An 18,504-nucleotide genomic window follows, 5' to 3' on the forward strand; every position below is an offset into this window, starting at 1 on the left:
CCGCGCCCCGGGCGGCCGGGCCGCCTCGGTGGACGGCGCCCGGGCGGCCCGCGAGGTCCGGCCCGGACGGGACGGTCACGCGGTGCGCACCGGCCGGGAGGGAGAGCTCCCGGACGGCCACGGCGAGCACGACGTGGTGGAGGAGCACCAGGCCGAGGCCTGCGCTCCGGCACCGCGCTCGGCTCCACCGGTCCCCGCGGCGCGTGATCGCGCCGTAGGGTGAGTTGCGTGAATGACCGTTTGGTATGGATCGACTGTGAAATGACCGGCCTCGACCTCGACCGGGACGCCCTGGTCGAGGTCGCGGTGCTGGTGACGGACTCCGAGCTGAACATCCTCGGCGAGGGTGTCGACGTCATCATCCGCCCGCCGGCGGAGGCGCTGGCGAACATGCCCGAGGTGGTGCGCGAGATGCACACCTCCTCCGGCCTGCTGGAGGAGCTGGAGCAGGGCGTGACCCTGGCCGAGGCCGAGGAGCTGGTCCTGACGTACGTGCGCGAGCACGTGCCGGAGGCCGGCCGGACGCCGCTGTGCGGCAACTCGGTGGCGACCGACCGCGGCTTCCTGGCCCGGGACATGCCCACGCTGGAGAAGCACCTGCACTACCGGATCGTGGACGTCTCCTCGATCAAGGAGCTGGCCCGCCGCTGGTACCCGAGGGCGTACTACAACAGCCCGCAGAAGGGCGGGAACCACCGGGCGCTCGCCGACATCCGCGAGAGCATCGACGAACTGCGGTACTACCGCGAGGCGGTGTTCGTCCCGCAGCCCGGCCCGGACGCCGACACCGCGCGCGCCATCGCCGCGAAGTACCAGGGCACGGCCGACTGACCCGGCCGGCGGGGTCCGCGAGGACGCCCGCCGCGGGGTCGGGGAGGGTGCCCGTGTCCGCCGGTGCGAAACCCTGGCGCGAGCACCCTCTCGGATCCTGTAGAGTTCTTCCTGTCGGAACGGGAACGCGAGAGCGGGAACGGACCGGACAGATGGTGGGTGTAGCTCAGTTGGTAGAGCACCTGGTTGTGGTCCAGGTGGCCGCGGGTTCGAGTCCCGTCACTCACCCCAGAGCCTGAGGGGCCGATCTCTTCAAGAGATCGGCCCCTCAGGCGTTTTCGCGTCCCCTCAATCTGCACGGTCTCAGTTGTGCACGGTGGTCCGGCTTTTCCGGCCGACCCCTGCCGCGAGAAGCTACCGGCTAGTAACATCGTCGCCATGACCACACCTTCGATCGGCCAGCTGCTCGACTCCACCGTGCCGATGGCGCACACCCTCAAGCTGGAGTACCTGGAGACCACCCCTGAGCGCGCCGTGCTCCGGCTGCCCGACCAGCCCGCGTACCACAACCACGTCGGCGGCCCGCACGCCGGCGCGATGTTCACGCTCGCCGAGTCCGCCAGCGGCTGCATCGTGCTCGCCGCCTTCGGGGACCAGCTCTCCCGGGCCGTGCCGCTCGCCGTGAACGCCGAGATCGCCTACAAGAAGCTCGCCATGGGCGACGTCACCGCCACCGCCGTGCTCGGCCGCCCGGCCGCCGAGGTCGTCGCCGAGCTGGACGCCGGCGGCCGCCCCGAGTTCCCGGTCACCGTCGAGATCACCCGGGCCGACGGTGCCGTCACCGGTGTGATGACGGTCACCTGGACCCTGCGTCCCAACTCCTGACCGCCGCGCGGCCGGTGGCCCCGGGCCCACCGCTCCGGGGCCGCCCCCGCGATGACTGTCCGTGACGGCGGGCGTGACCTCACCACCGGCCCGCTCGTTCTCAATTCACGTGCGAGCCAATCACGCGACCAGGCCCCAGGAACCCGCCCCCCGCGGCGTCGCCGGAGCACGGCGGGCGCTCGCCCGGTGGCTGCCCCACCCGCGCGCCGTCGCCGTCGGCGGCGCGCTGCTCGCACAGCTCTGGGGCGCGGGCGCACCGGTCGCGTACGCGGCCACCGCCGATCCCCCCGCGCAGCAGGCCAGGCCCGTCGTCCGCCGCACCTCGCCCGGCGTCACCGCGCTCGACGGGCGGTCAGCCGTCCGGCCCGCCGAACCGGGGAATCCGGCGGACGGGGAGCCCACCCGCTCCCCCGGGCCGGTCGGGGAACCGACCGGCGGCGGCCCGGTCGACGGCGACCTCCGGCAGCGGATCCGGGCCGGCGGTCTCCCCCTCCCCGGCCAGCGGGCGGCCGTCCCCGACGCCTTCGCGATCGCCTCCGGCCTGCTCGACACCGCCCCCGCCCAGGATCGCGCCGAGACCCACGACTCCCGGGAGGACGCGCCCACCGGACTCCCCGCCGCCCCCCGGCCCCGCCTCCGCTCCCTCGACCCCGGCCCCGATCCCTCCTCCGCCACCACCGCCCGCCCCGAGGAGGCCGAGGATCCGCCGGTCCAGGAGGCGACGGCCCTCGACGGGCGGAGCACACCGGAAACCGCCGACGCTGCAGGGGCTGTGGAGACGGCCGCAGCCCCTGCCACACCGACGGGCGACGGGACGCCCGAGACGCTCGCCCTCGCCGACACGGCGACCGTGACGGCCGTGAACGACGGCTCCGCCACCGCGACCGCCGTCATCGCCCCCATCGTGGCCGGACTGCTGCTCACCGGCGCGGCCATGTGCAAGCACCGCGGACTGCCCCGCGGCCACTGAACCGGCCCGGGCCGCACCGGCCTTGCCGCGTGACCCGCCGCAGGGCGCTCGTCAGGGAGCCAGGACCAGCTCCATCAGCGGGAGTTCACGCCCGGGGATCGAGCCGGACGGAGTGCTGCCGACACGGGTGGCACCCATCGCCAGGTAGAAGGGCTCGGCGTTCGGGTCGGAGTCGATGGTGAGGCTGCGCAGGCCGAGCGCCCGGGCCTGACCACGGACGTGCTCGAACAGCGCCCGGCCGATGCCGCGGCCGATCAGCTCGGGCTCGACGAACAGCATGGCCAGCGCGCCGGACGGCGGAGCGCCGGTGAGCGCCGCGAAGCCCAGCACCCGGCCGTCGTCCTCGGCCACCGCCGTCGACGCCCGCTCGATCGCGGCGGCGTCGAGGGTCAGCTCCTCCCGGCAGGCGGCCATGAACGCCTCGTCGTAGCCCCAGTACGCCTTGGCCCGCAGCGCGATGCCGGTAAGCAGCTCGGCCTCGTCCGGACGGGCGGGTCGGATGCGCATGAGCTCCCCCTCGGATCGACGGTCGGACGGCGACGCCATTGTCCGCCGCAACTCGGTCGCCTGCCAACGGTTTTACGCCGCGACCTCTTACCCCGCGACCGATTGCCCCGCGCCGTCCTACCCCACGACCTCCTGCGCCGCGCCGTCCTACGCCACGACGCCGGAAGAAGGCCCCCCGGCGGAAGGCCCCCTCAGCGGAAGACGCCCGGGGGCGGCACCGGCGACGGGGCCGCGGTGGCGTCGGTGGCCGGGGTGGCACCGGCGGTGAAGTCGGCGAGGGAGCGGCCGTGCTCCACGCGCCCGTGGGCCGCGTCGGAGGCCACCCGGCGGCTGAGCTCGGCGATCGGGAGGGGGGTGTGGGCGGCGGCCAGGATGAGGTTGCCGAAGCGCTTGCCGCGCAGCACGGCCGGGTCGGCGGTCAGGCAGAGTTCGGGGAAGACCTCGGCGAGGGTGGCGACCTGGGAGCGGGCGAATGGCAGGGCGGCGCCGTCGGCGATGTTGGCGGTGTACCAGCCGCCGGGGGCGAGGGCGCGGGCGGCGAGGGCGGCGAACTCGACGCTGGTGCAGTGGGCCGGGGTCCGGGCGCCGGAGAAGACGTCGGTGATGACCAGGTCGACGCTGCCCTCGGGGGTGCGCTCCAGCACGCTGCGGGCGTCCGCGCCGCGCACCTTGATCTGCCAGCCGCGCTCCAGGGGGAGTTCGGCGCGGACCAGTTCGGTGAGCTCGGTGTCGATCTCGGCGACCTGCTGGCGGGAGCGCGGCCGGGTGGCGGCGACGTAGCGGGCCAGGGTGAGGGCGCCGCCACCGAGGTGCAGGACGGTGAGCGGGCGGCCGGGCGGGGCGGCCAGGTCGATCAGGTGGCCGAGTCGGCGCTGGTACTCGAAGCCCAGGTGGGTCGGGTCGGCGAGGTCGACCAGGGACTGCGGGGCGCCGTCGATCAGCAGCGTCCAGGCGGCGGGGCGGTCGCGGTCGGGCCGCAGTTCGGCCAGACCGGAGCCGACGGGACGGATGAGCGGACCCTGGGCGTGGGTGCGGCCGCCCGGCCCGGTGGTGGTCTCCGTCTCGCTGCCGCGGGCGGTTCTGCTGCTTCGTCCCATGCCGGCCATTATCGCCGCCGCGCGGAACGACTCCGCAGGTCGGAACCCGGGGACGGGCGTGCCGGGGGGATCCGGCCGGAGGTTCGACGGCCCGGCGGGATCCGCGCGGCACGCCCGCTAGAACGGACCGAGGCCGCCTGCGGTGAGCGTGCAGGCGGCCTCGCAGAGGGCGGAGCGGAGTACCCAGGCGTCGGTGGGCCGGGCGATGCAGCCCGATCCGGACGGTGGGATCACCCACCGCGGGTCGGTGGCGCTGGGCAGCATGGCGCCCGCCGAACAGGAGCTGCCGGGCAGGTGCCAGGTCTCCCAGGTGCCGGCCGGAACGAGGAAGGAGACGGTGCTGCCGTTGCGGCTCTGCAGCACGGCCCCGCAGGCGCGGCGCAGCCGCAGGATGTCGACGGCCTCCAGGCCGTGCCGCAGCGCGACCGTCACGGTGTCGCAGGTGGTGAGCAGGGTGCCGCCCTCCGGGCCGGAGTGTTCGCGGTGCAGACCGCCGCAGGAGCCACGACCGCCCTCGACCGGACCCCGGCCCGGGAACCGGTCGTCGGCCGGATCCGGGAGCAGGGCGGGGGCGGCGCCGGCGAGCACGCCCCCGGGGACGGGTCGGCGCTGCGGCAGTCCGGTGGCCATCATGGGCCCTCCTGTTACCTCTGTTGCCTCGTCGGGTCGGAAGCACGACCCCCGGGGGTGGGGCCACCGGGGGCGGGGACGGGCCGGGACGCGGCCTGGGCTTCCACGTACCAGGACAACGCGGCGGTGACGTGTGAGGCCACGGGGCGCCTTACAGCAAGGCATGGCATTTCATGGCGGATATCCCGCAACAACGCCCTCTTTGTGCCGGATTGACCCCATATCTCCCACAAACCGACTGTGGTCACTCGGTGACTCCGAGTACTCTCGGCGCCATGGCAGCCACCCCACCGGCCGAGCCGAACCGACCGTCCCCCAACGCCGTGATGCGCGCCCTGCGCGGCAACCGCTCACCCGGCGAGTTCGCCATGGCCGTCCGCCGGGCCGCCCGGGAGATCGGCGAGCACGTGTCCTGCGACGCCCGCTACGTCGGGCGGGTCGAATCCGGTGAGATCCGCTGTCCCAACTACGCCTACGAGCGGGTCTTCCGGCACATGTGGCCGGACCGCACGCTCGCCGACCTCGGCTTCACCCCCCGCACCGCCGTCCGCTGCCGCCCGGCGGACGGCGGGCGCGGGGCCGCCGGGGCCCCACCGCTCCACCCGCCGTTCCCGCCCCCGCCCGCCCCGCGCTCACCGCTCTCCACTCAACTCCCGTACGCTGCCTCGCCGTACGCGGATCCAGCCGCTCCGGAAGGGCCCCCGTGGCCGGTGGTCGGCGCGGTGCCCAGGGGGCCCGATGGATCGCCCTATCTCGACGAGGAGAACGACGACGTGCGTCGCCGTACGTTCCTGGCCGGCGGCTCGACCGCGCTGGCCGCCGTGATCGGCATCGACCGGTCGGCCGCCGCCGATCCCGCCGCCGGTGCCGATTTCGGCCCGGCCACCGGCCGAGGTGCCGCCCCCGGTGCGGAGTTCGCCGCACCACCGCTGCTCGGCTTCGACCCGGTGGTGCCCGGTCGGCCCGGGCCGGTGCCACCAGCGCGCAAGGTCGGCGCCGCCGAGGTGCTCGGCGTCGAACAGGCCGTCCGGGAGATCAGACTGGCCGACGACGCACACGGCGCCGACGCCCTGTACGAACTCGCCGGGCAGTCGCTGCGCACCGCCTACCTGCTGCTCAACGAGGGCGACTACAGCGCCGAGACGGAGCGCCGACTCCAGTCCGGGGCCGGCGAACTGGCCATCTCCGTCGGCTGGTTGGCCCACGACTCGAACCGGCTCGCGGACGCCCGCTCGTTCTACGCCGAGGCGCTGGCCACCGCCCGGATGGCCGGGGACTCCGCGCTGGAGGCGCACGTCTTCTGCAACAGCGCCTTCCTGGCCCGGGACACCGGACGCCCGCGCGAGGCGCTGCGCGCCGCGCAGGCCGGGCAGGCCGCCGCCCGGCAGCTGGGCTCCGACCGGCTGCTCGCCCTGCTGGCCATGCGCGAGGCCGGCGCCTGGGCCCTCCTGCGGGACCGCGCCGCCTGTGAACGGGCGATCAGCCGGGCCTACACGCTCTTCGACCGGGGCCCCTCCGAGGACGATCCGGAGTGGATGTCCTTCTTCGGTGACGCGGAGATCTCCGGCCTCCAGTCGCAGTGCTGGTCCGCGCTCGGCGACTGGGACCGCGCCAGCGAGCAGGCCGCGCTGGCGATAGCCCTGCAGGAGCCGCACTTCGTGCGCAACCGGGTGCTGTACACCGCCGAACTGGCCCACGACCGACTCGGCCGGGGGGACTTGGCGGGCGCGGCGCACCACGGCTCGGCCGCCGTCGCGCTGTTCGGCGAGGTGCGCTCGGCCCGGATCCGCAGCATGCTGGCGGACACCGCGGGGCGGCTGCGCCGGCACGCCGCGGTGCCCGAGGTCCGCCGCTTCCTGGTCGACTACGACCAGGCCGCAGCGGCCTGACGGACCACCATCGATCGGCTCAGTGGCCGGAGTTCAGACCGTCCAGGTGGGAGAGGTCGTTCCAGACCTCCACCGCCGGGGCGCCGTACTCCCAGGACAGCACGCACAGCGCCGCCGTACCGAGCTTGAACCGCTGGGCGAACTCGGGCGGCAGGCCCAGCCAGCGGGCGGTCAGGATGCGCAGCAGGTGGCCGTGCGCGAACAGGATGACGTCCCGGTCGGCGCAGTGCATGACGGTGGTGTCCGGGTCGGGGACGCCGTGCTCCTCGTTGAGGCCGGCGAGGAAGGAGTCCACCCGGGCGGCCACCTCGGAGATCTTCTCGCCGCCGGGCACGCCGTCGCGCCAGATCAGCCAGCCGGGGTGGTCGGTGGCGCGGATGTCCGCGCCGGTGCGGCCCTCGTAGCGGCCGTAGTCCCACTCCATCAGTTCCGGGCGCTCCACCGCGCGGTCGCCGAAGCCGGCCAGTTCGCAGGTCTCCTTGGCGCGGCCGAGCGGGCTGGTGTAGACGAGCGCGTCCGGGAGCCCGTTCCAGGGTGCCTTGGCGAGCCGGGTGCCGAGCGCCCGGGCCATCGCCCGGCCTTCCTCGGTCAGCGGGATGTCGGTGCGGCCGGTGTGGCGGCCGGTGGCCGACCACTCGGTCTCGCCGTGGCGGACCAGCACGATTCGGGCGGGCATGGGAGGCTCCTCGCAGCGGGGCGGTCAACGGTCGGTCTCACCCTTGAGCACCGGGCTCCATGATCCCCCACCCGGGGCGCGGCCACGATCCCGGGCCCGGCGGCACTCGGTTCCGGCCGGTCCGCACCGCGTCGCCGCCGTCGACGCCACCCTCACCGTCCCCTCGCCACCGTCACCCTCACCGTCGTCCTCACCGTCCCGTCGTCACCGTCGTCACCGCGTTGTCCGACCCGGATGCGACACTGGGCCGCACCATGAACGTCTCGACGAACGTCCCGCCCAGCGGGCCCGCTGAGCCGCTCGCCCAGCGGCTCGCCGAGCTGCGCGGACCGGCCCCGCAGCGCAGTCTGAACGCCCGCTCCCTCGCCGCGCTCGCCGCCAATCCCGGCTGCCACCGCCGTGCCGTGCTGGACGCGGCCGGGGTGGACAAGACGGCGCTGGCCGCCCGGCTCGGCCGCCCCGCCCCCTTCGGCCAGTCCCCGTTCGCGATCTCCCGCGGCGTGATCTTCGAGTCCCGGCTGAAGGCGGACGACTACGGCGCGCTGCTGGAGCCGCTCCGCGCCCACCTCGGCGTCCCGGCGGACGACCGTGCCCCGCTGCTGGTGCCGGACCTGCTGCACCGCTCCGGCCCGGCCGTCCGCGCCGACCGGACGGCCGAGGCGCTGGCCCGGGCCGCCGCCGAGCCGGAGGCCTGGACGCTGCTGGACCACCCGATGCTGCGCCTGGACGTGGCCGGCGGCACCGCCTACCTGGAGCCGGACGCCCTGGTGGTGCACGGCGGTCGCTGCACGGTGATCGAGATCAAGTCCTTCCCGGTGCTGGACGGCAGCGCGGACCCGGCCAAGGTCGGCGCCGCCGCCCGCCAGGCCGCGGTGTACGTGCTGGCACTCCAGCGCGCCGCCGCCGCGGCCGCCGGGCAGCCTCTCGCCGACGACCCGTACACCGAGCAGCGGCTGCCGGGCAGCCCCCGCACCAGCGTGCTGCTGGTCTGCCCGAAGGACTTCGGCAACCGGCCGACGGCGGTCGCCGTCGACGTCCGCCGCGAGCTGGCCACCACCCGCCGCCAGCTGAGCCGGATGACCGGCATCGGGCGGCTGCTGGAGGCGCTGCCACCGGGCACCGACTTCGACCTGGCCGCCGACGAGGAGGGCACCCCGGCGCGCACCACCGAGCAGCTGACCGCCGCGGTCGAGGCGGTTCCCGCCACGTACAGCCCGGACTGCCTCTCCACCTGCGAGCTCGGCTTTCACTGCCGCGCCCAGGCCCGCTGCGACGGCCGGGTCGAACAGCTCGGCCGGGGCGTGCGCGGCGAACTGGGCAGCATCCGTACGGTCGCCGGGGCACTGGCCGCCGCCTCCGGCACGAACGGCGGCACCACCAGCAGTGGCACGGACGACGGCGACCCGGACGGCGTCGGTACGGACGACGCCGCCGAGCGTCTGGCCTACGCCGCCGCCCTGCGCGCGGAAGCGCTGGGTGCCGGCGCATGAGTCTGCTCACCACCCTCGCCCGGCTGGAGGCCGTCCGCAGCGGACGGGCCGAGCCGCTGGCCACCGTCCGGCACCGGCACCTGTCGGAGCGCCCGATGGTCCTCGTCCCGCTGACCACCGCCGGCGAGTCCGGCGCGCCCCTGGCCGTGATGCTGGGCACCGACCGGGACGCGCCCCGGCTGCACCTGGTGCCGCAGCCGCTCAACCGCACCCTGCGGTTCGACTTCCTGGCCGAGCTGGCCGCCGATCTGCTGCCGTACCTGGAGTCCTTCGCCGAGGACGTCGAGCAGATCGAGGGTTCCGAGAAGGATCCGGAGACCGGCGAGAAGACCCAGGTGTTCCGCGAGCTGTGCGCCGACGCGCCGCAGCTGATCGTGCCGAACGGCGCCGGGGTGCACCACCTCGCCCTGATCGGCCGCTCGACCCGCTTCCGCCGCACCGCCGAGGACGCCGAGCCGGGCCCGTACCCGGCGCCGCTGCGGGTGCCGCTGCTCGGCCGCTGGCTGACCCACCTCACCGACCGCGCCCAGGTGCCCGGCTCCAGCCTGCTGCTGCCGATGACCGGCCTGCTCTCCCGGCACTGGGCCACCGGCCAGAGTCACCTGGAGGACCAGCACCTGGCCGCCCGGCTCGCCTGGCACGACCCGCCGGAGGGCCTGGGAGGCGCCCGGGCGGCCGAGCTGGTCGAGACCGGGCGCGACGAGCACGGGCAGCTGCTGCACCCGCCGGCCGGTCCGGCCACCGATCCGCGCTTCGACGAGTTCGTGCTGGGCCCGGCGATCTCCCGCTACGACGCCGCCGTCACCGCCCTGCAGCACGCCGCGGAGCAGCGGGACGGGACCGCCGCCGAGCGCGCCCGGGCGGCCGTCCGGGCGGCGGTCGACCAGCTGGAGCAGGTGCTGACCGCCGTCCTGCTGCCGACCTGGCGCGACGTGTGGCGGGGCCTGGAGCTGCTGCGGGCCCTGCCGTCGGCCGGCCACCTGGAGGAGCGCTGGACCGGCGACCGCTGGTCCTACACCGGCCACCGGGACCGGCTGGCGGCCGGCGAGCCCCCGCAGCCCCGGCAGGACGACGCCGTCACCGCCGCCCGCAAGCTCGCCCAGCGCGAGCGCGAGCAGACCAGGCTGGACGTCCAGGAGGCGCTGGACGACCCGCTGGCGATGGCCGAGCACCGGCTGGCCGGCGAGGCGTTCGCGGGTGTGGTGGCCGACGTGGTCCTGGAGTACGACACCACCGGCCGCTCCCCCAAGCCCCGCCCGCTGGTCACGCTGCACACCGCGGACCGCCCGCACGCCGACCTGGGCCGGGAGGTGCACCGGGTGCACGGCCCGTCGACACAGAAGGCCGAGATCGTGGCCGTGGACCCGGCCGAGGGCACCATCACCGTCCGGGTGCTGTCGGGCATGGGCCGCAAGAAGGAGCCGGAGCCGGGCAGCCTGCCCGAGCCGGGCGAGCCGGTCACCTTCACCCTGTTCGAGTTGACGGTCCGCCAGTCGGCGCCGCTGCCCGAGCCGGACGACACCCCGTGGACCCACGGCGGCCCGCCCGGTGCCGCGTCCGTACCCGCCGCGCCCGCCTCCGAGGAGTGGGAGTGATGGCCCAGCTGAACCCCGGAGCCGGGAGCGGCCCCGAGCACTCCCCGGGCGCGGCCGCCGACGCCGCCGTGGCCCGGATCCTGGCCGCCACCGTGCACCCGCCGGCCGGCGCCCCGCGCGGTGTCGTGGTGGACTCCCCGCCCGGCGCCGGGAAGTCCACCCTGGTGGTGCGGGCCGCCCGGGAGCTGGTCGGGGCCGGTGAGCGGTTGATGATCGTCGCCCAGACCAACGGCCAGGTGGACGACCTGGTCGGCCGACTGGCCGAGAAGGCGCCGGAACTGACGATCGGCCGGCTGCACGCCGCGGACTCCCGGCCCGGCCCGGAGGTGCTGAAGCACGCCAACGTCACGCCCTCCGACAAGGTCGCCGACCTGGTCGAGCACGACGTGGTGATCTCCACCTCCGCCAAGTGGCAGTGGGTGCGGGCCGAAGCGCCGTGGCGGCACGCGATCGTCGACGAGGCGTACCAGATGCGCTCGGACGCCCTGCTCGCGGTGGCCCGGCTGTTCGAACGGGCGCTGTTCGTCGGCGACCCGGGCCAGCTGGACCCGTTCACCGTGGTCGGCACCGAGCAGTGGGCCGGGCTGTCGTACGACCCGTCCGGCAGCGCCGTGGTGACCATGCTGGCGCACAACCCGCAGATCGAGCCGCACCGGCTGCCGGTCTCCTGGCGGCTGCCCGCCAGTGCGGCGCCGCTGATCTCGCGGGCGTTCTACCCGTACACGCCGTTCCGCTCCGGCACCGGCCCGGGGGACCGTCTGCTGACGGCCGCCGTCCGCCCGGACGGCTCGGCGCTGGACGCCGTGATCGACCGGGCCGCCGAGCACGGCTGGGCGCTGCTGGAGCTGCCCGCCCGGCACACCGTGCGGACCGACCCGCAGGCGGTGGCGGCCGTGGCGGCCACCGTCCGGCGGCTGCTGGACCGCGGGCTGACGGCGCACTCCGAGCAGGGCGAGGCCCCGCTCACCGCGGACCGGATCGCCGTCGGCACCGCGCACCGGGACCAGGCGGCGGCCGTCCGGGCGGCCCTGCTCAAGGCGGGCGTGCCGGTGGACGGCACGGTCGGTCCGGCCGTCACGGTGGACACCGCCAACCGGCTTCAGGGCCGCGAGTACGACGTCACCGTGGTGCTGCACCCGCTGTCCGGGCGCCCGGACGCGACCGCCTTCCACCTGGAGACCGGCCGGCTCTGCGTGCTCGCCTCCCGGCACCGGCACGCCTGCATCGTGGTGGCCCGGGCCGGGATCGCCGAGCTGCTGGACGAGCACCCGTCCACCGAGCCGGTCCAGTTGGGCGTCCCGGTGGCCTTCCCGGACGGCTGGGAGGCCAACCACCAGGTGCTCGCGCACCTGAGCGGTCACCGGGTCCGCCTGCGGTAGGCGCTGTCAGTCCTCGGTCTCGCAGATCGCGGAGGCCACCACGGACCCGTGCGCGGCCTGGGCGCTCCACCCGGTCGCGTCGGCCGTCGGGCCGGTGGCGCGCACCGGTCCGGCGGCGTCGGGCTGGAGCCGGTACCCGCCGCCGGTCAGGTGGGTGCCGGACGGGCAGGTCGCCGTCGAGACACCGCCCGGGCCGCTCGGCGGGCCGGTGACCACCTGGGCCGTCTCGGCGGCGAGGGCCGGTCGCGGCGCGGCGGTCGGGGCGAGGAGGGCCGCGGCCAGGACTGCGGCGGCCAGCAGGACGCCGGCGGAGAGGATCTTCCATACGGACACGGGCGTGCTCCTTGGTTCGGGGGGGTGGGTTCCGGGGTGACCGTTACGCCAGGACAACCGGTTCGCATGCGATCCGGATGTCCGGCGCCCGGGGCACGCCCCCGGCGCGCGCTGGGGAATAGCGCCCGCGCACGCACCGTTCCGCTACCGGCCGCCCTCGCGAGACAATGGACGACGGCCACAACCGGGCGGCGCGGCCCGGAGCAGCCCCGCCCGCCCCACCGAGACCCCGGAGGTGTCCGTCCATGCCCGACTCCCCTGCCGAGGCGCCCGATCCCACCCGGCGCCGGCGTCCCGCGCAGCTGCTGTTCGAGCCGCAGTCCGCCGAGCCGGAGCCGGAACGATTCTTCGACCTGGAGTCGATCGACGACCCCGCGGAGCTGCTGCGCCGCTCGACCGAACTGGCCCTGGCCTTCCGGGCCGCCGCCGAGCGGGCCACCGACTTCCAGGCGGTCGCCGCCGCGCAGCTCGCCGACCCGCGCCGGTTCGACGCGCTGTCGAACGCCGAGATCGCCGAACGGGCGGACTGGACCCCGGACTACGCCGCCAAGATGATCGAGTACGGCCGCGGCCTGCTCCAGCCGCGCCGCCACGAGGACTGAGTCCGGGCCTCTGGCATATGCCAGCGGCGGAGGGTACGCGATGCCCCGCCGCCCTGTCCGGCGAACGACGCTTTCCGCCACACCGGGGGTCCGCACCCCCGAGGCTGCTGGGCGTGGACATCTCGATGCACCAGTCGGTGGAGTACGTCACCGCGGCCGGAGAGGCCTGGCTCGCCTCCGCCAGCGAGTACCCGGGCAGCATGCGCGCCCTGTGGGAGGCCCGGCCGTGGGCACCCTCGGTGCTGCCCTGCGGGCGGGCCTTCGACGTGATCAGCATGCCGTCCCTGTTCGGCCGCCGGGTGCTGGACGAGCTGTGGGCCTCCGGCCCCGGCTGCGGCCCGGTCGCGAGCTACCGGGGGCGCGTCCTGCTGTTCGTCCGGCCCGGCGCGGGGCCCCGGCTGCGCCGGCTGCTGGCCTGGGAGGAGTGGGCCCGGGACGTCCCGCCGCTGCTGTGCCACGGCCAGGGCGACGCGGTGACCGTGCCGCCCCTGCAGCGGATGGTGCACGGCCCGGACTCCCCCGGCCACGGCTCCGGCCGGTGGATCGTCGCCCCGGAGGACCGGGAGCCCTGGCTGCCCGGCGCCTCGACGGTGCTGTGGGCCTGCGTACGGGCGGCGCGCGAGCCGGGCGCCGCGGCCCCCGCCGGGCCGGCCGTCGTGACCGGCGGGTGAACGCGGGGCGACCGGTATTCGATTTTGGCCCGGACGCGGGGCGCTGCTAGAGTCTTCTCTGTCAGCAGGCGCCGCTAGCTCAGTTGGTTAGAGCAGCTGACTCTTAATCAGCGGGTCCGGGGTTCGAGTCCCTGGCGGCGCACAGACAGCCGGAAGGCCCTTCGCGAAAGCGAAGGGCCTTCCGGCGTTTTCCCTCGTACGGGGCTGGTCGGCCGGGCCGTCCGCCGCGGCGGACGGCCCGGCCGGGGCTCAGCGGCCGCGCAGCGAGCGGTAGCGGGCGACCAGCTCGGCGGTGGAGCTGTCCAGCTGCTCGGTGCCCTCACCGGTGAGCAGCACCGGCTCGATCCGCTTGGCGAGCACCTTGCCCAGCTCGACGCCCCACTGGTCGAAGGAGTCGATGTTCCAGATCGCGCCCTGGACGAACACCTTGTGCTCGTACAGCGCGACCAGCTGGCCGAGCACCGAGGGGGTCAGCTCGCCGGCCAGGACGGTGGTGGTCGGGTGGTTGCCCTTGAAGGTCTTGTGCGGGACGAGCTCGGCGGGCACGCCCTCGGCCGCGACCTCCTCCGGGGTCTTGCCGAAGGCCAGCGCCTGGGTCTGGGCGAAGAAGTTGGCCAGCAGCAGGTCGTGCTGGGCGACCAGGCCCGGCAGCAGGTCGGCGACGGGCTTGGCGAAGCCGATGAAGTCGGCCGGGATCACCTTGGTGCCCTGGTGCAGCAGCTGGTAGTAGGCGTGCTGGCCGTTGGTGCCGGGGGTGCCCCAGACCACCGGGCCGGTCTGCCAGTCGACCGGGGTGCCGTCGCGGGTCACCGACTTGCCGTTGGACTCCATGTCCAGCTGCTGGAGGTAGGCGGTGAACTTGGACAGGTAGTGCGAGTACGGCAGCACCGCGTGCGCCTGGGCGTCGAAGAACGCGCCGTACCAGACGCCCAGCAGGCCGAGCAGCAGCGGGACGTTGCTCTCCGGCGGCGCGGTGCGGAAGTGCTCGTCGACCAGGTGGAAGCCGTCCAGCATCTCGCGGAAGGCGTCCGGGCCGATGGCGATCATCAGCGAGAGGCCGATCGCCGAGTCGTAGGAGTAGCGGCCGCCGACCCAGTCCCAGAACTCGAACATGTTGGCGGTGTCGATGCCGAAGTCCTGCACGCCCTGGGCGTTGGTGGACAGCGCGACGAAGTGCTTGGCCACCGCCTCGGTGCCGGCGCCGAGGCCGTCGAGCAGCCAGCCGCGGGCGGAGACCGCGTTGGTGATGGTCTCGATGGTGGTGAAGGTCTTCGAGGCGACGATGAACAGCGTCTCGGCCGGGTCGAGGTCGCGCACCGCCTCGTGCAGGTCGGCGCCGTCCACGTTGGAGACGAAGCGGACGTCCAGGTCGCGCCGGGCGTACGAGCGGAGCACCTCGTAGGCCATCGCGGGGCCGAGGTCGGAGCCGCCGATGCCGATGTTGACCACGGTGCGGATGCGCTTGCCGGTGTGGCCCGTCCACTCGCCGCTGCGGACCCGGTCGGCGAAGCCGGCCATCTTGTCCAGGACGGCGTGCACGGCGGGCACCACGTTCTCGCCGTCGACCTCGATCACCGCGTCGCGCGGGGCGCGCAGCGCGGTGTGCAGGACGGCCCGGTGCTCGGTGTTGTTGATCTTCTCGCCGCGGAACATGGCGTCCCGCAGCTCGGCGACGCCGGTGGCGGCGGCCAGCTCGCGCAGCAGCTCCAGCGTCTCGTCGGTGACCAGGTGCTTGGCGTAGTCCACGTGCAGGTCGCCGACCTGCAGGGTGTAGCGGCGGCCGCGTTCCGGGTCGGCGGCGAACAGCTCGCGCAGGTGGGTCTCGCCCAGCTCGGTCCGGTGCTTGGCCAGGGCGGCCCACTGCGGGGTGCGGTCGAGCGGGGTGCGGGCGTCGGCGCGGGTCTCCGACATCGGTGGTTCCTCGATTCATCTGGGTGCAGAAACCGGCAGGGCCAGGCGGTGGGCCCAAGCGGTGAGGGCCTGTGCGAGGTCGTGCGGGTACTGGTGGCGCCGACTCCGTTGACGGCCTGCCCGGGTTCAGCCTATGCAACCCCGGGGCGGGTCGTGCGCATTCCGGCCACCGGACGGGAACCACGCCGCCAGGTGGCCGGACGGCCCGTCACTTCCGTTCGGAGCGCAGGTCCAGCCCGCGCAGCACCTGGTCCACCAGCTCCGGGTCGGCCCCGAGTTCGCTGCGGGCGACGAGCATCTCGCGCCGGGAGGCGGCGATCATCTCCTGCTCGACCTCCGCGGCGGCCCGCCACTGGGAGATCCGCAGCCTGGCCTCGGCGGCCTCCTCCTCGGCGTAGTTCTCCGGGCAGAGCCGGGCCAGCCGGTCGTGCTGACGGTCCCGCAGCCGGTCGGCGACCTCGGTGGGCAGCCGGTCCTGCTCCTCCAGCTCGCCGAGCCGCTTGAGCCCGGCCTTGGCGGCCCGCCACCAGAGCTGGCGCACGGCCTGCTCGTGCTTGTCCTGGTCGATGTCCAGTTCGAGCCGCTTGGCCAGCCAGGGCAGGGTGAGGCCCTGGACCAGAAGGGTGAACAGCACCACGCTGAAGGCGATGAAGACCAGCCGGCCGCGCTCGGGGAAGTCCGCGCCGGAGTGCAGGGTGAGCGGGATGGCGAGGGCCAGTGCGACGGTGGCCACCCCGCGCATGCCGGACCACCAGAGGATCACGCTCTCCTTCCAGCTGAACGGCGTGTCCTCGTCCTCGCCGCTGCGCAGCCGCCGGGACAGCCAGCCGGCCGGCAGCAGCCAGAGCAGCCGGACCAGCACCACGACCCCGATCACCACGGCGGCGTCGCCGATGAAGCCGGTCCAGCCACTGCCGGCCTCCTTGAGCACGGTGGCCAGCTCCAGGCCGATCAGGCCGAAGGCGACGCCGGTGATCAGGATCTCGACCACCTCCCAGAAGGCGTTGCCGACCAGCCGGTAGGAGACGGCGTCCGCGTCGGCGGCCCGCTCGGCGAGGTAGAGCGCGCAGACCACGACGGCGAGGACGCCGGAGCCGTGGATCTCCTCGGCGAGGGCGTAGGCGGCGAAGGGCACCAGCAGGTTGAGCGCGACCTGCTGGGTCGGGTCGTCCAGGCGCTCGGCGAGCTTGGTGTTGACCCAGCCGAGGGCGACGCCGACGACCACGGCGAGCACCGCGGAGAGGACGAAGCGCAGCGCCGCGTGGCCGATCGAGAAGTCGCCGCTGACCACGGCCTCGATGGCCAGCGAGTAGATGACGATCGCGGTGACGTCGTTGAACAGGCCCTCGCTCTCCAGGATCGCCACCAGGCGCCGGGGCAGGCCGACGCTGCCGGCCACCGCGACGGCGGCCACCGGGTCGGGCGGGGAGACCAGCGCGCCGACCGCGATCGCGGCGGCGATCGGCAGGGCGGGCAGCAGCCAGTGCACCGCCCCGGCCACCGCGACCGTGGTGACCACCACCAGGGCGATGGCCAGCAGCAGGATCGAGCGGGCGTTGGCCTTGAAGTAGCGGACCGAGGAGCGCCGGGCGACCGCGAAGATCAGCGGTGGCAGGACCAGCGGGAGGATCAGTTCGGGTTCGAGCTGGATGTCCGGGATCTGTGGGATGAGTGCCATGACGATGCCGAGCACGGTCATCAGGACCGGCTGTGGCACTCCCGTCTTGCGGGCGAGGGGCATGGTCACCACGGAGGCGAGCAGCACCAGGAAGAACAGGGGCAGCTGGCCCACGGGTACGTTCCTCTCGACGACGGACGGCTGAGCGCCGTCCAGGATAAATCTGACAATGGGCCCATAGGTGAAGACGCGCCGAACAGGGGCTTGACCTCAAGCCGACTTCAAGTCCGAGGATCAAGAGCATTCGAACGGCCGGGACGCCACCCGGCCGGGCTGTGGTCGAACGAACAGGAGCCCCCCATGAAGGCGGTCACCGTGCCGAGGTTCGGCGGTCCGGAGGTCCTGCGGGTCACCCAGGTGCCCGATCCGGAGCCCGGGCCCGGCGAGGTCCGGGTCCGGGTCTTCGCCGCCGCGGTGCAGCCGGCGGACCTCGCGATCCGGGACGGGTGGAGCCCGCCCGGGGTGACGGTCGAGCCGCCGGTCGTCCTCGGCAACGAGTTCGCCGGGGTGGTGGACCGGCTGGGTCCGGGCACCGGGGGCCGGCGGGTCGGCGACGAGGTGCTGGGCTTCCGGCTGCTGAACTGCCAGGCCGAGCTGGTCACGGTGGACGCCGCCCAGCTGGTGGCCAAGCCCGCCGGGATGCCCTGGGAGCAGGCCGGCTCGCTCTCCGCCTCCGGCCAGACCGCGCACGTGGCGCTGACCCTGCTCGGGGTCGGCCCCGGCGACACCGTGCTGGTGCACGGCGCCTCCGGCGGGGTCGGCACGGTCGCCGTCCAGCTCGCCCGGGCCTGGGGCGCCACCGTGGTCGGCACCGCGAGCGAGCGCAACCACGACTACCTGCGCGAGCTGGGCGCGATCCCGGTCGCGTACGGCGAGGGGCTGGTCGAGCGGGTCCGGGCGGTGGCGCCGCAGGGGGTGGACGCGGCCTTCGACGCGGCCGGGCGGGGCGCGCTGGAGGCCTCGGTCGAGCTGGTCGCCGACCGGGACCGGATCGGCACCGTGGTCGACTACCCGGGCGCCGAGCGACTGGGCGTCCGGGGGCTGCGGGCGCCCCGCACCGCCGAGCGGCTGGCCGAGCTGGTGCGGCTGTGGGAGGCCGGCGCTCTGCGGCTGGAGGTCGCCGAGGCGCTGCCCTTGGAGAAGGCCGCGCAGGCCCACCGGCTGGTGGGCACCGGACACGTCCGGGGCAAGGTGGCGCTGACCGCCTGAGCCGGGCCGGGCGGGCGTCCGGGCCGATTGTGTGTTTCGGCCGCTGACCAGGTAATGTTCTCCACGTCAGCAAGCGCCGCTAGCTCAGTTGGTTAGAGCAGCTGACTCTTAATCAGCGGGTCCGGGGTTCGAGTCCCTGGCGGCGCACAGACAGCCGGAAGGCCCTTCGCGAGAGCGAAGGGCCTTCCGGCGTTTTCCCCTGCCTCCGACC

The 18,504-nt window shown here is 74.7% G+C and carries 18 protein-coding genes and 3 tRNA genes; 14 read left to right on the forward strand and 7 right to left on the reverse strand.

The window, feature by feature from the left end; all coding sequences use genetic code 11:
* The 5 genes from RZ50_RS14470 to RZ50_RS14490 all read left to right on the forward strand — a co-directional run.
* Nucleotides 1–223, forward strand: a 223-nt coding sequence (locus RZ50_RS14470; RefSeq protein ID WP_217680538.1) for a hypothetical protein, incomplete at its 5' end; no start/stop codon positions are given.
* Nucleotides 224–228: 5 nt separating this feature from the next.
* A complete protein-coding gene (orn, locus tag RZ50_RS14475) occupies nt 229–831 on the forward strand; it encodes an oligoribonuclease (RefSeq protein ID WP_196949000.1) in 603 nt (200 codons plus the stop codon).
* A 155-nt stretch (nt 832–986) separates the two neighbouring features.
* Nucleotides 987–1,062 (forward strand) — tRNA-His (locus tag RZ50_RS14480).
* A 147-nt stretch (nt 1,063–1,209) separates the two neighbouring features.
* The gene (locus tag RZ50_RS14485) at nt 1,210–1,656 is read left to right on the forward strand and encodes a DUF4442 domain-containing protein (RefSeq protein ID WP_196948999.1); all 447 of its coding nucleotides are present in this window, start codon (nt 1,210–1,212) and stop codon (nt 1,654–1,656) included.
* A 109-nt stretch (nt 1,657–1,765) separates the two neighbouring features.
* A complete protein-coding gene (locus RZ50_RS14490; RefSeq protein ID WP_196948998.1) occupies nt 1,766–2,626 on the forward strand; it encodes a hypothetical protein in 861 nt (286 codons plus the stop codon).
* Between the two features lie 51 nt (nt 2,627–2,677).
* Here the strand turns inward: RZ50_RS14490 and RZ50_RS14495 are convergent, their stop codons facing one another.
* From RZ50_RS14495 to RZ50_RS14505, 3 genes are all read right to left on the reverse strand, one after another.
* Entirely contained in the window at nt 2,678–3,133 is a 456-nt protein-coding gene (locus RZ50_RS14495) for a GNAT family N-acetyltransferase (protein WP_196948997.1), read from the reverse strand.
* A gap of 191 nt (nt 3,134–3,324) precedes the next feature.
* On the reverse strand, nt 3,325–4,230 hold the full coding sequence (locus RZ50_RS14500) for a spermidine synthase (protein WP_196948996.1): 906 nt from the start codon (nt 4,228–4,230) through the stop codon (nt 3,325–3,327).
* A gap of 117 nt (nt 4,231–4,347) precedes the next feature.
* Nucleotides 4,348–4,863 carry a hypothetical protein gene (locus tag RZ50_RS14505; RefSeq protein ID WP_254802492.1) on the reverse strand — a complete coding sequence of 172 codons (516 nt, stop codon included), beginning with the start codon at nt 4,861–4,863 and terminating at the stop codon, nt 4,348–4,350.
* 272 nt (nt 4,864–5,135) lie between these two features.
* Between RZ50_RS14505 and RZ50_RS14510 the strand changes: the two genes are divergently transcribed.
* Nucleotides 5,136–6,749 (forward strand): tetratricopeptide repeat protein, encoded by a 1,614-nt coding sequence (locus RZ50_RS14510; protein ID WP_196948995.1) that lies wholly within the window; start codon nt 5,136–5,138, stop codon nt 6,747–6,749.
* Between the two features lie 19 nt (nt 6,750–6,768).
* On the opposite strand, the gene RZ50_RS14515 is transcribed toward RZ50_RS14510, so the two are convergent.
* On the reverse strand, nt 6,769–7,425 hold the full coding sequence (locus RZ50_RS14515; RefSeq protein WP_196948994.1) for a histidine phosphatase family protein: 657 nt from the start codon (nt 7,423–7,425) through the stop codon (nt 6,769–6,771).
* Between the two features lie 254 nt (nt 7,426–7,679).
* Here RZ50_RS14515 and RZ50_RS14520 point away from each other — a divergent pair, with 254 nt between their 5' ends.
* The 3 genes from RZ50_RS14520 to RZ50_RS14530 are packed head-to-tail and all read left to right on the forward strand — an operon-like array spanning nt 7,680 to nt 11,889.
* Nucleotides 7,680–8,915: a hypothetical protein gene (locus RZ50_RS14520; RefSeq protein WP_196948993.1), complete on the forward strand. Its 1,236-nt coding sequence runs from the start codon at nt 7,680–7,682 to the stop codon at nt 8,913–8,915.
* The gene (locus tag RZ50_RS14525) at nt 8,912–10,510 is read left to right on the forward strand and encodes a hypothetical protein (protein ID WP_196948992.1); all 1,599 of its coding nucleotides are present in this window, start codon (nt 8,912–8,914) and stop codon (nt 10,508–10,510) included. Before RZ50_RS14520 ends, RZ50_RS14525 begins: the two co-directional genes overlap by 4 nt.
* A complete protein-coding gene (locus RZ50_RS14530; RefSeq protein ID WP_217680540.1) occupies nt 10,510–11,889 on the forward strand; it encodes an AAA domain-containing protein in 1,380 nt (459 codons plus the stop codon). The genes RZ50_RS14525 and RZ50_RS14530 overlap by 1 nt, the downstream gene beginning before the upstream one ends.
* 6 nt (nt 11,890–11,895) lie before the next feature.
* On the opposite strand, the gene RZ50_RS14535 is transcribed toward RZ50_RS14530, so the two are convergent.
* The gene (locus RZ50_RS14535) at nt 11,896–12,222 is read right to left on the reverse strand and encodes a hypothetical protein (RefSeq protein ID WP_196950134.1); all 327 of its coding nucleotides are present in this window, start codon (nt 12,220–12,222) and stop codon (nt 11,896–11,898) included.
* A gap of 245 nt (nt 12,223–12,467) precedes the next feature.
* Between RZ50_RS14535 and RZ50_RS14540 the strand changes: the two genes are divergently transcribed.
* From RZ50_RS14540 to RZ50_RS14550, 3 genes are all read left to right on the forward strand, one after another.
* On the forward strand, nt 12,468–12,824 hold the full coding sequence (locus RZ50_RS14540) for a hypothetical protein (RefSeq protein ID WP_196950133.1): 357 nt from the start codon (nt 12,468–12,470) through the stop codon (nt 12,822–12,824).
* Nucleotides 12,825–12,937: 113 nt separating this feature from the next.
* Nucleotides 12,938–13,495: a bifunctional DNA primase/polymerase gene (locus RZ50_RS14545; protein WP_308271631.1), complete on the forward strand. Its 558-nt coding sequence runs from the start codon at nt 12,938–12,940 to the stop codon at nt 13,493–13,495.
* 68 nt (nt 13,496–13,563) lie between these two features.
* Nucleotides 13,564–13,637 (forward strand) — tRNA-Lys (locus RZ50_RS14550).
* Nucleotides 13,638–13,744: 107 nt separating this feature from the next.
* Here the strand turns inward: RZ50_RS14550 and pgi are convergent.
* Nucleotides 13,745–15,406, reverse strand: coding sequence for a glucose-6-phosphate isomerase (gene pgi / locus RZ50_RS14555; RefSeq protein ID WP_196950131.1), 1,662 nt, complete (start codon nt 15,404–15,406; stop codon nt 13,745–13,747).
* Between the two features lie 208 nt (nt 15,407–15,614).
* Nucleotides 15,615–17,198 carry a Na+/H+ antiporter gene (locus tag RZ50_RS14560; protein WP_196950130.1) on the reverse strand — a complete coding sequence of 528 codons (1,584 nt, stop codon included), beginning with the start codon at nt 17,196–17,198 and terminating at the stop codon, nt 15,615–15,617.
* Nucleotides 17,199–17,384: 186 nt separating this feature from the next.
* Between RZ50_RS14560 and RZ50_RS14565 the strand changes: the two genes are divergently transcribed.
* Complete coding sequence (locus RZ50_RS14565; RefSeq protein ID WP_196950129.1) at nt 17,385–18,293, forward strand: NADP-dependent oxidoreductase; 909 nt, start codon at nt 17,385–17,387, stop codon at nt 18,291–18,293.
* A 73-nt stretch (nt 18,294–18,366) separates the two neighbouring features.
* Nucleotides 18,367–18,440, forward strand: a tRNA-Lys gene (locus RZ50_RS14570).
* Nucleotides 18,441–18,504: the final 64 nt, after the last annotated feature.

The organism is Kitasatospora sp. SUK 42 (assembly GCF_015776785.2).
Lineage (GTDB): Bacteria > Actinomycetota > Actinomycetes > Streptomycetales > Streptomycetaceae > Kitasatospora.

Coding starts and splice junctions, on each gene's coding strand:
- RZ50_RS14485 (WP_196948999.1), top strand. CDS start 1,210: ATGACCACACCTTCGATCGGCCAGCTGCTCGACTCCACCGTGCCGATG.
- RZ50_RS14495 (WP_196948997.1), bottom strand. CDS start 3,133: ATGCGCATCCGACCCGCCCGTCCGGACGAGGCCGAGCTGCTTACCGGC.
- RZ50_RS14500 (WP_196948996.1), bottom strand. CDS start 4,230: ATGGGACGAAGCAGCAGAACCGCCCGCGGCAGCGAGACGGAGACCACC.
- RZ50_RS14505 (WP_254802492.1), bottom strand. CDS start 4,863: ATGATGGCCACCGGACTGCCGCAGCGCCGACCCGTCCCCGGGGGCGTG.
- RZ50_RS14510 (WP_196948995.1), top strand. CDS start 5,136: ATGGCAGCCACCCCACCGGCCGAGCCGAACCGACCGTCCCCCAACGCC.
- RZ50_RS14515 (WP_196948994.1), bottom strand. CDS start 7,425: ATGCCCGCCCGAATCGTGCTGGTCCGCCACGGCGAGACCGAGTGGTCG.
- RZ50_RS14520 (WP_196948993.1), top strand. CDS start 7,680: ATGAACGTCTCGACGAACGTCCCGCCCAGCGGGCCCGCTGAGCCGCTC.
- RZ50_RS14525 (WP_196948992.1), top strand. CDS start 8,912: ATGAGTCTGCTCACCACCCTCGCCCGGCTGGAGGCCGTCCGCAGCGGA.
- RZ50_RS14530 (WP_217680540.1), top strand. CDS start 10,510: ATGGCCCAGCTGAACCCCGGAGCCGGGAGCGGCCCCGAGCACTCCCCG.
- RZ50_RS14540 (WP_196950133.1), top strand. CDS start 12,468: ATGCCCGACTCCCCTGCCGAGGCGCCCGATCCCACCCGGCGCCGGCGT.
- pgi (WP_196950131.1), bottom strand. CDS start 15,406: ATGTCGGAGACCCGCGCCGACGCCCGCACCCCGCTCGACCGCACCCCG.
- RZ50_RS14565 (WP_196950129.1), top strand. CDS start 17,385: ATGAAGGCGGTCACCGTGCCGAGGTTCGGCGGTCCGGAGGTCCTGCGG.